Annotated in this window: 18 protein-coding genes; 13 read left to right on the top strand and 5 right to left on the bottom strand. The window is 50.9% G+C overall.

The genetic code is table 11. From position 1 onward, the window contains the following. Positions 1–352: 352 nt before the first annotated feature. The 6 genes from OGV93_RS00670 (at position 353) to OGV93_RS00695 (ending at position 7,267) form a co-directional block, all read left to right on the top strand. Complete coding sequence (locus tag OGV93_RS00670) at positions 353–1,984, top strand: sensor histidine kinase (protein ID WP_131380515.1); 1,632 nt, start codon at positions 353–355, stop codon at positions 1,982–1,984. After that, positions 1,981–2,700: a two-component system response regulator DcuR gene (gene dcuR / locus OGV93_RS00675; protein WP_016155419.1), complete on the top strand. Its 720-nt coding sequence runs from the start codon at positions 1,981–1,983 to the stop codon at positions 2,698–2,700. Before OGV93_RS00670 ends, dcuR begins: the two co-directional genes overlap by 4 nt. Before the next feature lie 297 nt (positions 2,701–2,997). Beyond that, entirely contained in the window at positions 2,998–3,300 is a 303-nt protein-coding gene (locus OGV93_RS00680; protein ID WP_131341598.1) for a hypothetical protein, read from the top strand. A gap of 118 nt (positions 3,301–3,418) precedes the next feature. Next, positions 3,419–4,759 carry an anaerobic C4-dicarboxylate transporter DcuB gene (gene dcuB, locus OGV93_RS00685; RefSeq protein ID WP_003031873.1) on the top strand — a complete coding sequence of 447 codons (1,341 nt, stop codon included), beginning with the start codon at positions 3,419–3,421 and terminating at the stop codon, positions 4,757–4,759. A 96-nt stretch (positions 4,760–4,855) separates the two neighbouring features. Next, positions 4,856–6,502: a class I fumarate hydratase FumA gene (gene fumA, locus OGV93_RS00690; RefSeq protein WP_016155418.1), complete on the top strand. Its 1,647-nt coding sequence runs from the start codon at positions 4,856–4,858 to the stop codon at positions 6,500–6,502. Between the two features lie 147 nt (positions 6,503–6,649). Then, positions 6,650–7,267, top strand: a complete 618-nt coding sequence (locus OGV93_RS00695; RefSeq protein WP_287109301.1) for a DUF2238 domain-containing protein — start codon at positions 6,650–6,652, stop codon at positions 7,265–7,267. Positions 7,268–7,293: 26 nt separating this feature from the next. Here OGV93_RS00695 and OGV93_RS00700 read toward each other — a convergent pair whose 3' ends face one another. The 3 genes from OGV93_RS00700 to melA form a co-directional block, all read right to left on the bottom strand. Further along, positions 7,294–7,548 carry a SemiSWEET transporter gene (locus tag OGV93_RS00700; protein ID WP_016155416.1) on the bottom strand — a complete coding sequence of 85 codons (255 nt, stop codon included), beginning with the start codon at positions 7,546–7,548 and terminating at the stop codon, positions 7,294–7,296. Positions 7,549–7,550: 2 nt separating this feature from the next. Further along, on the bottom strand, positions 7,551–8,981 hold the full coding sequence (gene melB, locus OGV93_RS00705; RefSeq protein WP_049282259.1) for a melibiose:sodium transporter MelB: 1,431 nt from the start codon (positions 8,979–8,981) through the stop codon (positions 7,551–7,553). 92 nt (positions 8,982–9,073) lie between these two features. After that, complete coding sequence (gene melA / locus OGV93_RS00710; protein WP_049259806.1) at positions 9,074–10,429, bottom strand: alpha-galactosidase; 1,356 nt, start codon at positions 10,427–10,429, stop codon at positions 9,074–9,076. Positions 10,430–10,699: 270 nt separating this feature from the next. Here melA and melR point away from each other — a divergent pair, with 270 nt between their 5' ends. From melR to pmrB, 7 genes are all read left to right on the top strand, one after another. Then, positions 10,700–11,632, top strand: coding sequence for a transcriptional regulator MelR (gene melR / locus OGV93_RS00715; protein WP_016155413.1), 933 nt, complete (start codon positions 10,700–10,702; stop codon positions 11,630–11,632). 278 nt (positions 11,633–11,910) lie between these two features. Then, complete coding sequence (adiA, locus tag OGV93_RS00720; RefSeq protein WP_016155412.1) at positions 11,911–14,178, top strand: arginine decarboxylase; 2,268 nt, start codon at positions 11,911–11,913, stop codon at positions 14,176–14,178. 315 nt (positions 14,179–14,493) lie between these two features. Continuing rightward, on the top strand, positions 14,494–15,255 hold the full coding sequence (locus tag OGV93_RS00725) for an AraC family transcriptional regulator (RefSeq protein ID WP_016155411.1): 762 nt from the start codon (positions 14,494–14,496) through the stop codon (positions 15,253–15,255). 127 nt (positions 15,256–15,382) lie between these two features. Further along, a complete protein-coding gene (gene adiC, locus OGV93_RS00730; RefSeq protein ID WP_016155410.1) occupies positions 15,383–16,720 on the top strand; it encodes an arginine/agmatine antiporter in 1,338 nt (445 codons plus the stop codon). A 146-nt stretch (positions 16,721–16,866) separates the two neighbouring features. Then, positions 16,867–18,504: a phosphoethanolamine transferase EptA gene (gene eptA / locus OGV93_RS00735; RefSeq protein ID WP_047499583.1), complete on the top strand. Its 1,638-nt coding sequence runs from the start codon at positions 16,867–16,869 to the stop codon at positions 18,502–18,504. A gap of 4 nt (positions 18,505–18,508) precedes the next feature. Further along, positions 18,509–19,177: a two-component system response regulator PmrA gene (pmrA, locus tag OGV93_RS00740; RefSeq protein ID WP_016155408.1), complete on the top strand. Its 669-nt coding sequence runs from the start codon at positions 18,509–18,511 to the stop codon at positions 19,175–19,177. A 9-nt stretch (positions 19,178–19,186) separates the two neighbouring features. Next, positions 19,187–20,260, top strand: coding sequence for a two-component system sensor histidine kinase PmrB (gene pmrB / locus OGV93_RS00745; RefSeq protein WP_149382613.1), 1,074 nt, complete (start codon positions 19,187–19,189; stop codon positions 20,258–20,260). On the opposite strand, the gene pmrR is transcribed toward pmrB, so the two are convergent. Both pmrR and proP read right to left on the bottom strand, forming a co-directional pair. After that, on the bottom strand, positions 20,254–20,343 hold the full coding sequence (pmrR, locus tag OGV93_RS00750; RefSeq protein WP_016155406.1) for an LpxT activity modulator PmrR: 90 nt from the start codon (positions 20,341–20,343) through the stop codon (positions 20,254–20,256). The genes pmrB and pmrR overlap by 7 nt on opposite strands. Before the next feature lie 82 nt (positions 20,344–20,425). Further along, complete coding sequence (proP, locus tag OGV93_RS00755; RefSeq protein ID WP_016155405.1) at positions 20,426–21,928, bottom strand: glycine betaine/L-proline transporter ProP; 1,503 nt, start codon at positions 21,926–21,928, stop codon at positions 20,426–20,428. Positions 21,929–22,242 lie beyond the last annotated feature (314 nt).

Genomic DNA, 22,242 nt, shown 5'->3' on the forward strand with positions numbered 1-22,242 from the left:
TTTGTGTGAAGTGATTCACATCCGCCGTGTCGATGGAGGCGCATTATAGGGAGTTTCCCGCGGCCCGCAACCCTTAAATTACAGAAAAATGACTGACCGCTGCATTCCACAGCAAAACCCCGCCTTATACCCATTTACACACAGAGTTATCCACAATCGTAAGCAAAATAGTGGTCAGCCTCCCTGAAAGAAGTGAAAGCAGATAAGGAAATCTCTATATAAAAAGAGATTCGCTCTACGTTATATATAGAAGAAAAGCCCAGGCAGGCCATGCCCCATCATCCCTACCACCTTTGAATTACGCATCCCATCAGGCGATAATACCCATACAAACCGTGATTCCAGGACAGTGATGAGAAACTCTCTGCAACGTACTGCTATACGCAAACGCCCGATGAAGCTCGGCACTACCGTGATCCTCATGGTCAGTGCGGTACTCTTCTCCGTACTGCTTGTCGTTCATCTGATTTATTTCTCGCAAATCAGCAACATGACGCGCGATGCATTAGCGGGTAAAGCGCTTGCGGTCGCACGAACGCTGGCAAACTCCCCGGAGATCCGCCAGGGGCTAATGAAAAAGCCTGAGGAAAGCGGTATTCAGGCGATTGCCCAAGCGGTGAATAAGAGCAACGATTTTTTGTTCATCGTCGTCACCGATATGCAAAGCATTCGTTACTCCCATCCCGAAGCGCAGCGAATCGGTCAGCCGTTTAAAGGCGATGACATTTTGCTGGCCCTGCAAGGGAAAGAGAATGTCGCCATTAATCGCGGATTTCTGGCGCAAGCCCTGCGCGTATTTACCCCTATTTATGACGAGCATCACCGGCAGATAGGCGTCGTGTCGATCGGCCTTGAGCTAAGCAGGGTGACTGAGCAGATCAATAACAGCCGTGGCAGCATCTTTTGGTCCATCTTATTTGGCGTGCTGGTTGGGCTGCTCGGCACATGGGTATTTGTCAAAGTCCTCAAGCGTATTCTGTTTGGTCTGGAGCCGTATGAAATCTCCAATCTGTTCGAACAACGCCAGGCGATGCTGCACTCTATAAAGGAAGGCGTCATTGCCGTTGACGAGTGCGGTGAAGTGACGCTGATAAACCAGGCGGCACAAGAGTTGCTGGATTACCACAAATCGCAAGACGATGCCCAGCTCTCCACGCTCAGCCACGCATGGTCAAAAGTGGTCGATTTTTCACAGGTACTGCATGACGGAACGCCGCGTCGCGATGAAGAGATCATGGTGAAGGATCGGCTACTCTTAATTAACACGGTTCCGGTACTCAGCAACGGTAAAATCATCGGGGCCATTTCAACATTCAGAGATAAGACTGAAGTCCGAAAACTAATGCAACGACTGGACGGCATGGTCAACTATGCCGACGCACTTCGTGAACGATCCCACGAATTCATGAATAAATTGCACGTGATTCTGGGATTATTGCATCTGAAAAGTTATAAGCAGCTTGAAAATTACATCCTGAAGACCGCGAACAGTTATCAGGAAGAGATTGGCTCACTGTTAGGAAAAATAAAATCCCCGGTGATCGCAGGATTTTTACTCAGTAAGATTAATCGCACATCTGATTTAGGCCATAGCCTGGTGATCAGCAATGAAAGCCAGTTGCCGGAAAACAGCAACGAAGATCAGGTGGCTGTGCTGATTACCGTTCTGGGGAATTTGATTGAAAACGCCCTGGAGGCGCTAGGTCAAGAACCTGGTGGCGAGATCAGCGTATCCTTGCATTATCGACACGGCTGGTTGCATTGCGAAGTGAATGACGATGGTCCGGGGATTGCCCCCGAACACATTGAGCACATCTTTGAGAAGGGCGTTTCGTCAAAAGGAACCGAACGGGGCGTTGGTTTAGCGCTTGTTAAACAACAGGTTGAAAACGTTGGCGGCAATATTTCCGTCGAGTCAGAACCTGGGATCTTCACCCAATTTTTTGTACAGTTACCGTGGAATGGTGAGAGGGCCAGCAGATGATCAATGTCTTAATTGTCGATGACGATGCAATGGTAGCGGAATTAAACCGCCGTTATGTCGCGCAACTCTCCGGTTTTCATTGCTGCGGCACAGCCTCCACGCTGGAGAAAGCAAAAGAGATAATCTTTCATAGCGGCAATCATATCGATTTGATTTTGCTTGATATTTATATGCAAAAAGAAAACGGTCTGGATCTGTTGCCTGTATTGCACAGCGAAGGTTGCAAGTGTGATGTCATTGTCATCTCTTCCGCCGCTGACGCGACGACCATCAAAGACTCTCTCCACTATGGTGTCGTTGACTACCTGATCAAACCGTTCCAGGCGTCCCGTTTTGAAGAGGCGCTGACCGGCTGGCTACAAAAGAAAACCGAGATGGAAAAGCATCAGTACTATGAACAGTCTGAGCTTGACCAGTTGATTCACGGCAGCTCCTCCAATGAACAGGAAGCGCGGCGCTTACCTAAAGGATTAACGCCACAAACGTTACGCACGCTGTGCCAGTGGATTGATGAGCATCAGGATCAGGAATTCTCCACCGATGAACTGGCCAACGAGGTCAATATCTCGCGCGTTTCTTGCCGTAAATATCTTATCTGGCTCGTCAATTGTCACATCCTATTTACCAGCATCCATTATGGCGTAACCGGTAGACCGGTTTATCGTTACCGCGTTCAGGCTGAACATTACTCATTACTAAAACAATATTGCCAATAAAAACAATTCGGGATTATTTGTTATTTGAAAGTAACAATTATTAAAATAATGAAAAATCCCTACTTTTCTGAATCATGCTGCAGAATTATAAATTTGCGTTAGATCAAATATATTTGTATCCAGCATGTTAAATGTATTATTTTAATATTGATTAACGTCACACTGTTTTTAATTTCAAAATCGCTAACAAAAGTTAATTAAGTATTATCTGGCTCGCAGAGTGTGTATTTTTACCCATAAAGGATTAGTCTGAAATTAACCAGACATACAAAATCTAGACTGGTAGCAATGGAGACCATGCTACGTACCATGGACACCGTACATTTTTGTGAGCAAATAAAAGTATCCGCACGCCAACCTCATCACATTATGAAATGGCGTGAGCGTGATCACACAAATAACCTACTCACCCATTCTGTCGGTGGTTCACGAAATAGCGGAAAACGCAAAACAGATAAATTACAGCGTCAACCGCAGCTCTCCATGTCCAGCTCTGCTTCCCATCGCCTGAGGATTCTCTCCTCTGATCAAAGCCACAGAAAAAAGCTAAATATCGCCATAACGTTAAAAAAACATTCTAGCAAGACATTTGAACATTAATCGCAAATACGGACATATCGAATACTGACCATTTTTTGATGCCTATTCCGGCAAAAAAGAATGTGGCACAGATCCATTTTTCAAAAAATTGACTGGTTTTTTCGCGAGGGTAAATAAAATGTTATTTAGTATACAACTTCTTATAATATTAATATGTTTGTTTTATGGTGCCAGAAAGGGCGGTATCGCGCTGGGTTTATTAGGCGGTATCGGCCTGGTCATTCTGGTTTTCGTTTTCCATCTCCAGCCGGGTAAACCACCTGTAGATGTAATGCTGGTTATTATTGCCGTGGTGGCCGCATCGGCAACCTTGCAAGCCTCCGGCGGCCTTGACGTTATGCTGCAAATCGCTGAAAAGCTGCTGCGCCGTAACCCAAAATACGTTTCCATCGTCGCCCCGTTCGTTACCTGCACCCTGACGATTCTCTGCGGTACAGGCCACGTGGTCTACACCATCCTGCCAATCATTTATGACGTTGCCATTAAGAACAATATTCGCCCGGAACGTCCGATGGCGGCGAGTTCTATCGGTGCGCAGATGGGGATTATCGCCAGCCCGGTGTCCGTGGCCGTTGTATCACTGGTCGCAATGCTGGGTAACGTAACGTTTGAAGGCAAGCATCTTGAATTCCTCGACCTGCTTAGCATCACTATCCCGTCTACCCTGTTGGGTATCCTGGCGATCGGTATCTTCAGTTGGTTCCGCGGTAAAGATCTGGATAAAGATGAAGAGTTCCAGAAGTTTATTTCCGTTCCTGAAAACCACAACTACGTTTATGGCGATACCGCCACACTGTTAGACAAAAAGCTGCCGAAAAGCAACTGGCTGGCCATGTGGATCTTCCTTGCCGCTATCGCCGTTGTTGCCGTGCTCGGCGCGTTCTCTGAGCTGCGCCCTACCTTCAGCGGCAAACCGCTGTCAATGGTACTGGTTATCCAGATGTTCATGCTGCTGACCGGTGCGCTGATTATTATCCTGACGAAGACCAATCCCGCTTCAATATCTAAAAACGAAGTCTTCCGTTCCGGTATGATCGCGATTGTGGCGGTGTACGGTATTGCCTGGATGGCCGAAACAATGTTCGGCGCGCACATGACGGAAATCGAAGGTGTGCTGGGCAATATGGTGAAAGAGTATCCGTGGGCCTATGCAATTGTTCTGCTGTTGGTTTCCAAATTTGTAAACTCCCAGGCTGCGGCGCTGGCGGCGATTGTTCCGGTCGCACTGGCAATTGGGGTTGATCCAGCGTACATCGTTGCTTCCGCTCCGGCATGTTACGGTTACTACATTCTGCCGACTTACCCGAGCGATCTGGCGGCTATTCAGTTTGACCGTTCCGGCACCACCCACATTGGCCGTTTCGTTATCAACCACAGCTTCATTCTACCTGGGTTGATCGGCGTGAGCGTATCCTGTGTCTTTGGTTGGATCTTCGCTGCAATGTACGGTTTCCTGTAATTACAGTGCGCGTGCCGTCCGCTTTGGAACGGCACGCCACCGTCAAGACACAGAGAATTTTAAAATTCCTGAGAAAAATGAAAAGGCTGGAAGCAAATGTCAAAAGTTGAATTCACTTATCAGGCGGCTTTCCCACTGGGGGAAGACAAAACTGAGTACTACCTGCTGACCTCCGATCACGTCAGCGTCGGCGAGTTTGAAGGCGAAACAATCCTGAAAGTAGCCCCTGAAGCACTTACGCTACTGGCCCAACAAGCCTTCCACGATGCCTCCTTCATGCTCCGCCCTGAACACCAACAGCAAGTCGCCTCAATTCTCCATGATCCCGAAGCCAGCGAAAACGATAAATACGTAGCGCTGCAGTTCCTGAGAAACTCCGAAATCGCTGCTAAAGGCGTATTGCCAACCTGCCAGGACACCGGTACGGCAATTATCATGGGTAAAAAAGGTCAGCGCGTCTGGACCGGTGGCGGCGACGAAGCGGCACTCTCCAAGGGCGTATTTAATACCTATATTGAAGATAACCTGCGCTACTCGCAAAACGCGGCGCTGGATATGTACAAAGAAGTGAATACCGGCACCAACCTGCCCGCACAAATCGACCTGTACAGCGTGGACGGTGACGAATACAAATTCCTGTGCGTGGCCAAAGGTGGCGGTTCAGCGAACAAAACCTATCTGTATCAGGAAACCAAAGCGCTGCTGACGCCCGGCAAACTGAAAAACTTCCTGGTAGAGAAAATGCGCACGCTGGGTACCGCAGCATGCCCGCCGTACCACATTGCATTCGTCATTGGCGGCACGTCAGCGGAAAGCACCCTGAAAACGGTGAAGCTGGCCAGCACACACTACTATGACGCACTGCCGACTGAAGGTAATGCGCACGGCCAGGCGTTCCGCGATCTGCAACTGGAACAGGAACTGCTGGAAGAAGCGCAGAAACTCGGCCTCGGCGCCCAGTTTGGCGGGAAATACTTCGCGCACGATATCCGCGTGATCCGCCTGCCTCGCCACGGCGCATCCTGCCCGGTTGGTATGGGTGTGTCTTGCTCCGCAGACCGTAACATCAAGGCCAAGATTAACCGCGAAGGGATCTGGATCGAAAAACTGGAACATAACCCAGCCCAGTACATTCCGGAGTCGCTGCGCCAGGCAGGCGAAGGTGAAGTGGTTAAAGTTGACCTTAACCGCCCAATGAAAGAGATCCTCGCTCAGCTCTCTCAGTATCCGGTTTCTACCCGTCTGTCGCTGAGCGGCACCATCATTGTCGGTCGCGATATTGCCCACGCGAAGCTAAAAGAACGTATTGAGTCCGGCGAAGGTCTGCCGCAGTACGTGAAAGATCACCCTATCTACTACGCGGGCCCGGCCAAAACACCTGCGGGTTATCCGTCCGGCTCTTTAGGGCCAACCACTGCGGGTCGTATGGACTCCTATGTTGACCTGCTACAGTCTCACGGCGGCAGCATGATCATGCTGGCAAAAGGTAACCGTAGCCAGCAGGTGACAGACGCCTGCCACAAACACGGCGGCTTCTATTTAGGCAGCATTGGTGGCCCGGCAGCGGTACTTGCGCAGCAGAGTATTAAACATCTGGAATGCGTGGAATACCCGGAGCTGGGTATGGAAGCAATCTGGAAAATCGAAGTCGAAGATTTCCCGGCTTTCATTCTGGTCGATGACAAAGGCAACGATTTCTTCCAGCAAATCGTCAGCAAACAATGCGCTAACTGCGCGAAGTAACCCATTCGGCCCGGCACTGGACTGACAACAGATTTTTGGCGTCAGTCCAGTGATCCCCCCGGGCCAACTTTATCCCCCCATTTACTGGCGTTGAATTTTTGCCGCTCACAGGGAATAGTAACCTTTTCCATTACTTGTGAATTCGCCATGCTCCGCACACTGAACTCCACAATCTTGCACTCTGGCGCGCTGCTCCTGGCGCTAATACTTATCTACACCGGTGTCTCTGCCACGGAGAAAATCACCTGGCTGATGGAAGTTACTCCGGTCATTATTGTCGTCCCACTGTTGCTGGCGACCGTGAAGCGCTACCCGCTGACGCCATTGCTCTACACGCTCATTTTCTTGCACGCCATCATTCTGATGGTCGGCGGTATGTATACCTACGCTAAAGTCCCTGTCGGTTTTCAGGTTCAGGAGTGGCTGGATCTCAGTCGTAACCCCTATGACAAGCTGGGTCACTTCTTCCAGGGTCTGGTGCCCGCCCTGACGGCAAGAGAGATTTTAGTGCGCGGTAATATAGTTCGTGGCCGCAAAATGCTGGCATTTTTGGTCTGCTGCGTGGCGCTGGCGATTAGCGCGATGTATGAGCTGATCGAATGGTGGGCGGCGCTGGCGATGGGTCAGGGAGCGGATGATTTTCTCGGGACGCAGGGCGACCCGTGGGATACCCAGTCGGATATGTTCTGCGCCCTGCTCGGTGCGCTAACCACGGTGCTCGTGTTGGCGGACTGGCATAACAGACAGTTAAAAACTGCCGGATAGCGCTGACGCTTATCCGGCAATCTGCCCTACCCATTGCGAGACTTGATAACCAGAATCGGCAAGGCGAACAGGAGTGTCAGAAAGTTCGCCATGCTGACGGCAGTATCTTCAATCAATAATCCATAAATCAGCCACAACACCAGCCCACACACAAACATTACATACATTAAACCGGAGATACCCTGCGTGTTGCGGGTGGTAATGACCTTAATCGCTTGCGGTAAGAATGAGAGCGTCGTCAGGCTAGCCGCCAAATACCCAATCCACGAATGCCATTCCATAGCTACGCCTTCACATCACCTGGGGTGACTATCGCAATAGCCGGGATATCCGGTTGCTCATGCTGCTGCGGCACCTTACGGTACTTATCCAACAAATGAATCTGGACCCTGCGCAGCGTGTCGCCGTTCAGTCGGTAAAAGCGGAAGTAAAGGACTAAGGTCACCACAAAAAAGAGTGCTGGTAGCGCGATCATAATGAATTGCATACCAACAATGGTTTCTGCAGACTGCGCGACATTCGGCGCGTAATTAATCACCCCAAGTATCACTGCGATAAAGAAAGCGGCAAATGCAGACCCTCCTTTTACCACCATCGTCTGCACTGAATAAGCGATACTTTCACAACGTACATTCAGTTTGTATTCGCCGTAATCAACGGTATCCGCCACCATAATGACCTGCAACACCCAGAAAAGCGCTGAACCAATATTCAGTAAAATACCAGCAATAACAATGAGTAAGATGTTATGAAAACCGGCTAACGCCATCACCAGCAAAACGATACAGCTGAGCACCGGCAGCACTGATGCCCCAGCCCACAAGATTCGTCGTGACAACGCTTTTACCAATCGAGGAAAGAAAATCAGCGTCAGCAGGTTTGCCGCTCCTGCGTAAGACATGTAGTACGGGAAGAGGCTTGCATCGCCAATCACATAAGTAAAATAGTAAATGGCAAAGCCAGCAATGATATTGGCGGCAATATTGTAAGCCAGCGCCATGCCTAGCAGGCAGGATAACTGGTCGTTTTTATAGATGAGCCCAACGATCGCTTTCAGCCCAAGACGACTGCTGTCCGCCGTTGCCTCGCTATCTGACGAATAAACCTCATGCACATTACGCAGCGTAACAACGGTAGAAACGATAAAGAATGCAATCAGCACCAGCGTAAACATCTGGAAACCAAAGCCGCGATCGGCCCCGCCAACATAGCTCACAAAGGGCAGCGTTACCCCCGCGGTGACAAACCCAGCCAGGCTTGCGAAGAAACGAGGGAACGGCACCAGTTGTTCACGCTCGCGTTTATCCAGCGTAATAGTTGGTACCAGCGACCAGAATGGAATATCCATAATGGTGTAGGTCATTCCCCATAATATATACGTCACGCACACAAATACGACTTGCGCAGTACCCTCAAACAAATGTGCGCTAAAAAGCAAAAACAGCACCAATGAGTTCGCCAGCGTACCGAGTAAGATCCAGGGTTTAAATTTTCCCCACCGCGACCGGGTGGCGTTCACAATCCAGCCCATGATGGGATCGTTTACCGCATCCCAGACCCTTGCCGCCAGGAACAACGTTCCGACCAGCCCCACCGATAATCCCACCACGTCGGTGTAGTAATACATCAGGTACATGTACACAATACCGATGGCGAAATCCTTACCAAACGCTCCAAATCCGTAACTGAGTTTTGTTTTCAGAGAGATGCTCATAGGGTATCGGGTCGCCGTTACCAGTGCCCGCCTTCTGTTAGAGGAAACGTCAGAGGTTAAACGCCGGATGCTCTGTCCGGCGTAATGGTGTGTTAACGGTGTAACCAGGCCGGCAGCCAGTCGCCATGAGATGCGATCAGATCGTCCACCAGCGCATAAATCTCCTCAATCCCCAATACCGCAGCGGTATGCGGATCCATCATCGCCGCGTGATAAACGCGATCGCGATTTTCCGTCAGAATGGCTTCCGTTAGCAGGGTCTGAACATTGATATTGGTTTGCATCATGGCCGCCAAATGTGACGGGAGAGTACCCACCTTCGTTGGCTGGATACCATTCGCATCGACCAGGCAAGCCACCTCCACGCAACAGCCTTGCGGCAGGTTATCGATCAGATGGTCATTGCGAACGTTGCCATACACTACGCTCGGTTCACCGGTCCAGATAGCGTTCATGATAGTGCTGGCATATTCACGTGACGGTTTAATCTCGATCCGCGCCGCCGTTTTGTACTCTTCCAGCTCTTTGTTCCAGTTCGCCAGCTGTTCCACACAGCGTTTTGGATACTCATCCAGTGGAACCTTATAGCGCTCAATCAGATCCTCACGCCCTGGTTTGATAAACCACGGCGTATATTCCGCGAAATGCTCCGACGACTCAGTGACGAAATAGCCCAGCTTTTTGAACATTTCATAGCGCACAATGTTCTGACAACGGGTATTACCGTGAAGATTCGGTTTCGGCGCCTGACCAGATTCATAGGCCGCCAGCAGCTCCGGATAGAGATTTACATAAGCACCGTCAGCCGTTTTACGCTCAAGTTCCAGATAAAACGCCATATGGTTGATCCCGGCGCAGCGATAGCGCAAAGAGGCCGGGTCGATGTTCAAATCGCGGGCCAGCTCCTCCGCAGTCCCTTGCACCGAGTGACACAATCCAACCTGCTTAATATGCGGATAGCGCGCATACATTGCCCAGGTGTTCATCGCCATCGGGTTAACGTAGTTAAGCATGGTGGCCTGCGGGCAGACTTCGGTCATATCCTCACAAATCTGCCATAAATGCGGGATAGTGCGCAGCGCGCGCATAATGCCGCCTGGCCCCAGCGTATCGGCAATCGTCTGCTCCAGACCATGACGTTTACACACCGCAAAATCGGTAACGGTACAAGGTTCATAGCCACCAATCTGGAAAGCGACCACCACAAAATCAGCATCCTGCAATGCCGCTTTTTGATCGGTATAGCAGGTGATACGCCCGGACGCGCCCGCTGAGTCCATCAACTTACGCACCACAATGTGTGACTCTTCCAGCCGAGTAGGATTGACGTCCATCAAGGCGATATGCGCAGATTTCAGCGCATCGCGATGAAAGACGTCCCCGAGGATATTTTTGACGAAAATCGTGGAACCGGCGCCGATAAAGGTAATTTTGGGTGCAGACATCATGACTCTCCAGAACATTAGTGAACACAGTCATGGTGGCACAGCGCATTGATGAAAACTTCCGACTTCCCTGGCGAGCATTCCCATAAACTCAGATCGCCTCTTTGTCCCATACTGGATCTGAGTTTATGGGACAAAATTGCACAAAAAGCAGAGTATGCGGCCCCAAAATCTCACTATGCTCAATGATATCGGTCCGATTTTGTGTCCTGATTCTCAGCCTTAATGCGCAGCAAATGACATGATTCTGATAATTCAGGAAATGGAGCAACCATGAGTACATTACCGACATCGCCTCTTCCCCCCGATCCGCACATGTGTAGCAGCGATGAAGAGCAAACCCGCAGCCCATTGTCGCTGTACTCAGAATATCAACGGATGGATATTGAGCTGCGCTCACCGCATGCTATGCCTGCCAGCCACTGGCATGGGCAGGTGGAGATTAATGTGCCGTTTGATGGCGACGTTGAGTACCTCATCAACAACGAAGTGGTGCAGATAAAACAGGGACACATTACGCTTTTCTGGGCCTGTACGCCGCATCAGCTCACGCGTCCGGGCAGTTGCCAAAGCATGGCTATCTTCAATTTACCGATGCACCTTTTCCTTTCCTGGCCGCTGGATCGCGAACTGATCAACCACGTTACCCATGGCATGGTCATCAAATCGCTGGCGTCGCAGCAGCTAAGCACCTTTGAAGTTCAACGCTGGCAACAGGAGCTGAGCAACCCGAACGAGCAAATTCGCCAGCTCGCCATTGATGAAATTGGTCTGATGCTCAAGCGGTTTAGCCTTTCCGGCTGGCAGCCAATCCTGGTCAATAAAACTTCGCGGACGCACAAAAACAGCGTTTCGCGGCACGCCCAGTTTTACGTAAGCCAGATGCTGAGTTTTATTGCCGATAACTACGATCAGGTGCTCACTATCAACGACGTCGCGGAACACGTGAAGCTCAACGCCAACTACGCGATGGGGATTTTCCAGCGCGTGATGCAACTCACCATGAAGCAGTACATCACCGCAATGCGGATCAATCACGTCCGCGCATTGCTTAGCGATACCGATAAAACCATTCTTGACGTCGCGTTGACCGCGGGATTCCGATCCAGCAGCCGTTTTTATGACACCTTCAGCAAGTTTGTCGGCATGTCGCCACAGCAGTACCGCAAACTGAGCCAGCAGCGCCGGCAAACAATGGCTGGCTGAGCAGCCCAGAAACCACCGGCGTTACTCCAGCCTACGATCCCTATCGTTCGCCGATATCAGTATCAGCCAAAAAAATATTCCCCCTGTCGATAAACAGCGGTGAAAAATCGCCAATAAGCAAACATAAGCATTTGTTTAAAAACAAATTAAACACAAATCAGACTATTTATCACCCGCTTTACAGCCCATTTTGTCAGGATAATACTTGCCTGCGTCACATTCATACGGTGTGTCTGCAATCCATAAATTGCAACCTTTCCACAACCGGGTAAAAGATGATGAAAGTATTAATTGTTGAAAGTGAGTTTCTGCATCAGGACACCTGGGTCGGTAGCGCTGTCGAACGTCTGGCTGACGCATTAAGCCGCCAAAATGTTACCGTCATTAAGTCCACCTCATTCGACGATGGTTACGCAATCCTCGCCGCTAATGAAGCCATTGATTGCCTGATGTTTAGCTATCAAATGGAACAACAAGACGAGCACCTGAACGTCAGGCAATTGATCGGCAAGCTCCACGAGCGCCAGCAAAACGTTCCCGTTTTCCTGCTGGGCGATCGCGAAAAAGCCACCGCATCGCTGGATCGCGACCTGCTGGAGCTTGTCGATGAATTCGCCTGGATTATGGAAGATACCGCAGACTTTATCGCCGGACGTGCCGTTGCGGCGATGACCCGTTACCGCCAGCAGCTTCTGCCGCCACTGTTCAGCGCGCTGATGAAATACGGCGACATCCATGAATACTCCTGGGCGGCGCCTGGTCACCAGGGCGGTGTCGGATTTACCAAAACGCCGGCGGGTCGTTTTTATCATGATTACTACGGTGAAAACTTATTCCGTAGCGACATGGGTATTGAACGCGCATCGCTCGGCTCACTGCTGGATCATACCGGCGCATTTGGCGAGAGCGAAAAATATGCCGCCCGCGTGTTTGGCGCTGACCGATCCTGGTCCGTAGTGGTCGGGACTTCCGGCTCTAACCGCACCATCATGCAGGCTTGTATGACCGACAACGACGTCGTGGTGCTGGATCGTAACTGCCACAAATCTATCGAGCAGGGGTTGATCCTCACCGGCGCAAAACCGGTGTACATGGTGCCAAGTCGCAACCGGTACGGCATTATCGGCCCTATCTACCCGCAAGAAATGCAACCTGAAACATTGCAGAAAAAAATCAGCGAAAGCCCGCTGACCAAGGGCAAGGCCGGGCAAAAACCGTCTTACAGCGTTGTGACCAACTGTACTTATGACGGTGTTTGCTACAACGCCAAAGAGGCCCAGGACCTGCTCGCGCAAACCAGCGATCGCATCCACTTCGATGAGGCCTGGTACGGCTATGCCCGCTTTAACCCAATTTATGCCGATCACTACGCTATGCGTGGCGCGCCGGGCGATCATAACGGTCCTACCGTTTTTGCGACCCACTCGACCCACAAACTGCTGAACGCGCTCTCTCAGGCGTCTTACATTCACGTCCGTGAAGGTCGTGGGGCCGTGAACTTCTCCCGCTTTAACCAAGCGTACATGATGCACGCCACCACCTCTCCGCTGTATGCCATCTGCGCATCAAACGACGTGGCGGTCTCCATGATGGACGGCAACAGCGGTCTGTCGCTCACTCAGGAAGTGATCGACGAAGCGGTCGATTTCCGTCAGGCTATGGCGCGTTTGTACAAAGAATTTTCCGCCGAAGGCGACTGGTTCTTCAAACCGTGGAACAAAGAAGTGGTGACTGACCCGCAAACCGGCAAAACCTATGACTTTGCCGATGCGCCAACCCAACTCCTGACCACTGACCAGAACTGCTGGGTGATGCGTCCGGGTGAATCCTGGCACGGGTTTAAAGACCTGCCGGATAACTGGAGCATGCTGGACCCAATCAAAGTCAGTATTCTGGCACCGGGGATGGGCGATGATGGCGAACTGGAAGAGAGCGGCGTACCGGCAGCGCTGGTCACCGCCTGGCTTGGCCGCCACGGTATCGTGCCGACCCGTACCACCGATTTCCAGATTATGTTCCTGTTCTCAATGGGGATTACCCGTGGGAAATGGGGCACGCTGATCAATACCCTGTGCTCATTCAAACACCATTACGATGCCAATACACCGCTGGCGCAGGTGATGCCAGAACTGGTTGAGGAACATCCTGACACTTACGCCAACATGGGCATTCACGATCTGGGCGACACCATGTTTGCCTGGCTGAAAGAGAACAACCCTGGCAGCCGACTCAACGCGGCCTACTCTGGCCTGCCCGTTGCTGAAATCACCCCGCGTGAGGCCTATAACGCGATAGTCAGCGATAACGTTGAGATGGTGGCCATTGAAAATCTGCCGGGTCGTATAGCTGCGAATTCCGTAATTCCTTACCCACCGGGAATTCCAATGCTGCTGTCCGGGGAAAACTTTGGCGACGCCAATAGCCCGCAGATTAGTTATCTACGTTCGTTGCAGTCCTGGGACCACCACTTCCCTGGATTTGAACATGAAACCGAAGGAACGGAAATTATTGACGGTGTATATCACGTCATGTGCGTGAAAGCATAATGTCATTTTATAGATAGTCCGATTTTTAAGGTAGACATGTCATGCTTGAGTAATTCCTGAGTATTGCTGCAAAACAATAACATTGTCATACCTTTTTGCGCGGGACCACCCCGCGCTTTTTTTATACGCAAATATCACGTTTCCACTTGCGTAAAAAAAAGTGTACATAAGAAAATTCCCACCAAACATTGTAATTAATTTCAGACACGTTATTTTAATGCGGTCCTGGATTCATCATACAATTTCAATTTAGCCGATATGGTTCATCTGATGGTGAGCTACGGTGTTTTATGTTCATATTCCTGGAGTTTGGGTATGAGGGTTTGCAGCAGAGCAGCTTGTGTTGTTGTATTAACGGAGAAGGATGTTTGGTTAAGGATTAACGGTAAAGAAGCCATCAGCTTAAAAGCTAATCATATGGCGCTGGTAGCATGCGATAATAATATTATCGATTTCTCATCACTTAATAACGCACTGGTCGTACATATCAGCCGTGATATCATTAAAGACTATCTACGTTTTTTAAATAAAGACCTTTCACAGATCCCACTCTGGCAACGCAGTGCCAACCCAGTGATGACCGCCGTCTGTCTGACGCCGGATGTCTTCCGGGTGGCTGCCCAATATAGCGTAATGGACACAATGGACGAAGGTGAAAGTGTGCGCACGCGCTCGCTACTGTTCACGGTATTATCACGCTTTCTCGGCAGCAAAAAGTTTATTTCTCTGCTCATGCATATACTACGCAGTCGTATCAGCGACAGCGTTTATCACATTATTGAGAGCGATATACATAAAGACTGGAATTTAAGCATGGTTGCCAGTTGCTTATGCCTGAGCCCCAGTTTGTTAAAGAAAAAGCTCAAAAGTGAAAATACAAGTTACAGCCAAATAATTACCACGTGTCGCATGCGTTATGCCGTCAATCAATTATTGATGGACGGCAAAAACATTTCCCAGGTCTCTCAACTGTGCGGATATAACAGTACCTCGTACTTTATTTCCGTATTCAAAGAGTTCTATGGGATGACGCCTCTGCATTACGTCAGTCAACATAGGGAGCCATCCGCTGCCTGATTTTTAATCAGTTAGCGATAAGCCATAATAATATCAGCATTAGCGATACCCCCAGTCCGCCATCATAAAATAGTCTTCTGAAGAGGTATGATAAGACGTCATTTATCCTTATCAGGAGTTACTAAATATGTCGACGGATGCTGATGCTCACAAAGTGGGCTTAATCCCCGTCACCCTTATGGTGTCGGGGAATATTATGGGTTCCGGTGTATTCCTGCTACCCGCAAACCTTGCGTCAACTGGCGGGATTGCAATCTACGGATGGTTGGTCACTATTATCGGTGCTTTGGCGCTGTCGATGGTGTACGCGAAAATGTCGTCCTTAGACTCCAGTCCCGGTGGTTCTTACGCTTATGCCCGCCGCTGTTTCGGTCCTTTTTTGGGCTACCAGACCAACGTCCTGTACTGGCTGGCTTGCTGGATTGGTAACATTGCCATGGTGGTTATTGGCGTCGGTTACCTGAGCTACTTCTTCCCCATCTTAAAAGATCCGCTGGTCCTGACGCTGACCTGCGTCGTGGTGCTGTGGATCTTCGTGTTGCTGAACATTGTCGGACCGAAAATGATCACCCGTGTACAGGCCGTCGCAACGGTACTGGCGCTGGTGCCAATTGTCGGTATTGCCGTCTTCGGCTGGTTCTGGTTCCGGGGTGAAACCTATATGGCGGCATGGAACGTCAGCGGTATGAACACCTTCGGTGCGATTCAAAGCACTCTGAACGTAACCTTGTGGTCATTTATCGGCGTGGAAAGCGCCTCCGTCGCGGCAGGTGTGGTTAAAAATCCCAAACGTAACGTGCCTATCGCCACCATGGGCGGCGTGCTGATTGCCGCCGTTTGCTATGTGCTCTCCACCACGGCGATTATGGGTATGATCCCTAACGCGGCGCTGCGTGTTTCAGCCTCCCCGTTCGGTGATGCCGCACGCATGGCGCTGGGAGACACCGCTGGGGCGATTGTCTCCTTCTGTGCCGCGGCCGGGTGCCTTGGTTCCTTGGGCGGCTGGACGCTGCTTGCCGGGCAAACCGCCAAAGCGGCAGCCGATGACGGCCTGTTCCCACCGATTTTTGCCCGCGTTAACAAAGCCGGTACGCCGGTAGCCGGGTTAATTATCGTCGGCGTTCTGATGACCATCTTCCAGTTCAGCAGCATGTCGCCAAACGCTGCGAAAGAGTTTGGTCTGGTCTCTTCGGTCTCCGTTATTTTCACGCTGGTGCCGTATCTGTACACCTGCGCCGCGCTGCTGCTGCTCGGCCATGGTCACTTTGGTAAAGCGCGTCCGATGTACTTACTGGTGACCTTTATCGCTTTTGTTTACTGTATTTGGGCCGTTGTCGGTTCCGGTGCCAAAGAGGTGATGTGGTCATTCGTCACACTGATGATCATCACCGCGCTGTATGCACTGAACTACAATCGGATCCATAAAAACCCATATCCATTGGATGCTCCGGTAAACAATAACTAACGCAAACAGTCGTCGTTGCCCGATGGTGTAAGGCCATCGGGCCAACGCCGCCCCCCGCGATTCCTGAAATCAACATTAAGAACTTAAGGTTGGCTTAATTTTACTTTGAGAGGATTTGTAGCACTTAGTCGATGGAACCCCCCTTAATGTTAAAGCACCTGTTTAAAAGACCCACTCTCGGGCTAATCAGCTGGCTTCTCCTGATCTCATTTTATCTTGCGACTTTCCTGAACATTGCGTTCTATAAACAAGTGCTGCAAGAACTGCCCCTGGATTCTGTGCGCAACCTGCTGGTGTTTTTGTCGATGCCGGTCGTCGCTTTCAGCGTCATGAACATTGTGCTGACGCTGGCCTCATTCCTGTGGCTTAATCGCCTGGTGGCCTGCGTTTTCATTCTGGTTGGCGCATCGGCCCAATATTTCATCATGACCTACGGCATCATCATTGACCGCTCGATGATCGCCAATATGATGGACACCACACCCGCCGAAACCTTTGCTTTGCTGACGCCGCAAATGCTCATCACGCTCGGAGTAAGCGGCATTCTCGCCGCGCTCATTGCCTGCTGGGTAAGAATCAAACCGATCGCCCCGGCCATGCGCAGCGTACTGTTCCGTGGCGCGAATATTCTGATCTCCGCGCTGCTGATCGTGCTGGTCGCCGCGTTCTTCTACAAAGATTACGCCTCACTGTTTCGCAACAATAAAGAACTGGTGAAATCCCTCAGCCCATCCAACAGCATTGTGGCGACCTCTTCCTGGTATTCACACCAGAGGCTGGCCCACCTGCCGCTGGTACGCATTGGCGAAGACGCCCATCGCAATCCGTTGATGGTGAAAGAAAAGCGTAAGAACCTGACGATTGTGGTGCTCGGCGAGACCTCACGCGGCGATAACTTCTCGCTGTCAGGCTATTCGCGCCAGACCAACCCGTTGCTGGAAAAAGATGATGTGGTCTATTTCCCCCGCACCACATCCTGCGGAACGGCAACGGCAGTATCTGTCCCCTGCATGTTCTCGGGTATGCCACGTGCGCACTACGATGAAGAACTGGCGCAGCATCAGGAAGGCGTGCTCGACATTATTCAGCGGGCGGGAATTAACGTTCTGTGGAACGATAACGACGGCGGCTGCAAAGGGGCATGCGACCGGGTACCGCACCAGAATATGACTAAGCTGAACCTGCCAGGGCAGTGTATTGACGGGGAATGCTACGATGACGTGCTGTTCCACGGGCTGGAAGAGTACATTAATAACCTGCAAGGCGACGGCGTGATTGTGCTGCACACCATCGGCAGCCACGGTCCGACCTATTACAACCGCTATCCTGCGCAGTTCAAGAAATTTACGCCAACCTGTGACACCAACGAAATCCAGACGTGTTCACAGCAACAGTTGGTCAATACCTATGACAACACCATTCTTTACGTCGACTATATTGTTGATAAAGCAATCAATATACTGAAAGAGCATCAGGACAATTTCACCACCAGCCTGGTCTACCTTTCCGATCACGGTGAATCCTTAGGGGAAAATGGCATCTATTTACACGGCCTGCCGTATTCGATTGCGCCAGATACGCAAAAACATGTGCCGATGCTGCTGTGGCTCTCAGAAGATTATCAGCAACGCTATCAAGTCTCTCAGACATGTTTGCAAAAACGGGCAGGCTCAGAGGACTTCTCACAGGATAATCTCTTCTCAACCCTGCTGGGATTAACAGGCGTGCAAACACAGAAATATCAGGCAGCAGATGATATTCTGCAACCCTGCCGGGGAGGCTAAACGAATGAAAATTCTGATTGTTGAAGACGATACGTTGTTATTACAGGGACTGATACTCGCCGCGCAAACAGAAGGCTATGCCTGCGACGGCGTATCAACGGCCCGTGCCGCGGAGCAGTGTCTGGAGACCGGCCATTACAGTCTGGTGGTTCTGGACCTGGGCTTACCGGATGAAGACGGCCTGCACTTCCTGAACCGCATCAGACAGAAAAAATACACCGTGCCGGTGCTTATCCTCACCGCCCGCGATACGGTGAAAGACCGGGTCAGCGGGCTGGACGTTGGCGCCGATGACTATCTGGTCAAACCGTTCGCACTGGAAGAACTGCATGCCCGCATCCGGGCGCTGCTGCGTCGTCATAACAATCAGGGTGAAAGTGAACTCATTGTCAGTAACCTGACGCTGAATATCGGTCGTCGCCAGGTGTGGATGGATGGACAAGAAGTTATCTTAACGCCGAAAGAATACGCACTCCTGTCGCGCCTGATGCTTAAAGCGGGCAGCCCGGTACACCGGGAGATCCTGTATAACGACATCTACAGCTGGGATAACGAACCGTCGACCAATACGCTGGAAGTGCACATTCACAACCTGCGGGACAAAGTGGGTAAATCACGTATCCGCACAGTCAGGGGATTTGGCTATATGCTGGTTGCCACTGAGGAAAGCTAAGTGAAGCTACTGCAATATCTAAAAAAACCGCTCCCTCTTCGTCATCGCCTGATGCTGACCATCGGTCTTATTCTGCTGGTCTTCCAGTTGATTAGCACCTTCTGGCTGTGGCACGAAAGCACCGAACAAATACAGCTATTCGAACAGGCGTTACGCGAAAATCGTAACAACGATCGCCACATCCTGCATGAAATCCGCGAGGCCATCGCCAGCCTGATCGTCCCCGGTATCTTTATGGTCAGCCTGACGCTGCTGATTTGCTACCAGGCAGTGCGACGTATTACTCGCCCGCTGGCGGATCTGCAAAAAGAGTTAGAAACGCGGGCAGCCGATAACCTTGCTCCGATTGAAGTTCACAGTTCAACCGTTGAGATCCAGGCGGTCGTCTCAGCGCTCAACGAGCTGGTGACGCGGCTGACGAGCACCATTGAAAACGAACGCTTATTTACCGCCGATGTCGCCCACGAACTGCGCACCCCACTGTCAGGCGTTCGCCTGCATCTGGAATTACTGTCCAAAACCCATAAGGTCGACGTTTCACCGTTAATTGCCCGCCTTGACCAAATGATGGACAGCGTGTCGCAACTGCTGCAACTCGCCCGCGTTGGACAGTCGTTCTCGGCCGGGAGCTACCAGCAAGTCAAACTGCTGGAGGACGTGATTTTGCCCTCCTACGATGAACTCAGCACCATGCTGGACCAGCGTCAGCAGACGCTGCTCCTACCGCAAAGCACGGCGGACGTTGTCGTACGTGGCGATGCGACGCTATTACGAATGCTGCTGCGAAATCTGGTGGAGAACGCGCATCGTTACAGCCCGGAAGGCACCCATATTACGATTAGCCTGAATACAGAGCATGATGCCGTTATCGCCGTCGAAGATGAAGGCCCAGGCATTGATGAGAGTAAATGCGGGGAGCTGAGTAAAGCGTTTGTGCGTATGGACAGCCGTTTTGGCGGGATTGGGCTGGGGCTGAGCATTGTCAGTCGTATCACCCAATTACATCACGGGCATTTCTATTTGCAAAATCGTCAGGGAACCACCGGCACTCGCGCTTGGGTGGAATTAGCGAAAGGTCAGTAAGAACTCACCCAAACGTACAAAAAGCTGCTGACGATCAGCACGCTGCACACGGTGGTCAAACTTTCATAAATGCGGTTTTTCATGACACTCTCCTCCAATACTCTGGAGGAGAGTTTGCCTGACACAGATTAAGCCAACCTTAAGTTGATATGATAAATCACATGATTACTCATCAATCCGCGGATGCTGCTGCACCAGGCGCGTACGCTTAAGCTGCAGCTCAGCAATTTCCTGATCGATATCTTCGATTTTATGCTCAATATTATCGTAGTGCTCGCCGAGGAGCTCTTTCGCTTCATGAATATCCGAAGCGGCAGGCGTAGCCCCCTTCAGCGGCTGATTAGCCGTCTCTTTCATGGTCACGCCGGTAATTAAACCTATCACCGCAATCACCATCAGATAATAAGCAGGCATCATCAGATTCTGCGAGCTTTCCACCAGCCATGCGGCCAACGTCGGTGTCAGACCGGCGACCAATACCGAGATATTAAACGCTGCGGCCAGGGCACTGTAGCGAATATGCGTCGGGAACATCGCTGGTAACGTTGACGCCATCACCCCGGTAAAGCAGTTGAGGATCACCGCCAGCATCAGCAACCCGGCGAAAATCAGGCCGATGACGTTACTGTTAATCAGAATAAATGCCGGAATAGCCAGCACAAACAGCGCAATACTACCCATAATCACAAACGGACGGCGCCCGAAGCGGTCGCTGAGCAGACCCATCACCGGCTGCACAAACAGCATACCAATCATGATGGCGATAATAATCAGCACGCCGTGGTCTTCAGAGTAATGCAGGTTATGCGACAGGTAGCTCGGCATATAGGTGAGCAGCATGTAGTAGGTGACGTTGGTGGCAATCACCAGACCAATACATGCCAGCAGGCTGCGCCAGTGCCTGGTCGCAATCTCTTTAAACGACACCTTCGGACCGTCCTGCAGTCCCTGACGATCGCCCTGCTCCAGTTTATCCACGTGCTGCTGGAACGCCGGAGTCTCTTCCAGTGCATGACGCAGGTACAGGCCAATAAGCCCTAACGGTAGCGCCAGGAAGAACGGAATACGCCAGCCCCACTCAAGGAAGTTTTCTTCGCCGACGATAGTTGAGATCAGGACTACCACGCCCGCACCCAGCACAAACCCGGCAATCGAGCCGAAGTCCAGCCAGCTGCCCATAAATCCGCGCTTACGGTCTGGCGAGTACTCTGCGACAAAAATCGACGCCCCGGTATACTCTCCGCCGACCGAGAACCCCTGCGCCATTTTACACAGCAACAGCAGAATCGGCGCCCAGATACCAATCGAGGCATACGAGGGAATGAGACCGATACAGAAGGTACTTATCGACATAATCACAATGGTGATAGCGAGGATCTTCTGACGACCGTATTTATCGCCAAGCATACCGAAGAACAATCCGCCAAGCGGTCGAATCAGAAAGGGAACAGAGAAGGTGGCAAGAGCAGCAACCATCTGTACGCTGGGGTCAGCCCCCGGGAAGAACACTTTACCTAATGCGTAAGCAACAAACCCATAAACACCAAAATCAAACCACTCCATCGCATTACCTAACGACGCCGCGGTAATGGCTTTTCGCAGTTTACCGTCATCAATGATGGTAACGTCGCGCAGCGTAATTGGTTTTATTTTTTTCCTTTTTAGCATACTCGTCCTCATAGACTTAGCCCTGTCACGCTACAGATCGAGTCCCTCAACGCCCCTGCGTCAAGGTCATCACTGAGCGGGGAATGCACAGACGCATTCCCTGTAACAAGCGTAGCAGGTTTACTTACACTGACGAGAAACGAGCAGTACAACCGAACCTGTTGACGCCTGATTGGGCGGTTAATGACCTCTTTACCCTAACAGTGTTTAAATTTGTGATCAACTTCACATATAGATTTCCATTTCGTCAACATGCGTAAATCAGGTCATTCTTAGTCAACTTTTTTACATGTAATGCTTGCGATTTTCTGGCA

The organism is Citrobacter sp. Cb031, assembly GCF_030336725.1.
GTDB lineage: Bacteria > Pseudomonadota > Gammaproteobacteria > Enterobacterales > Enterobacteriaceae > Citrobacter > Citrobacter braakii.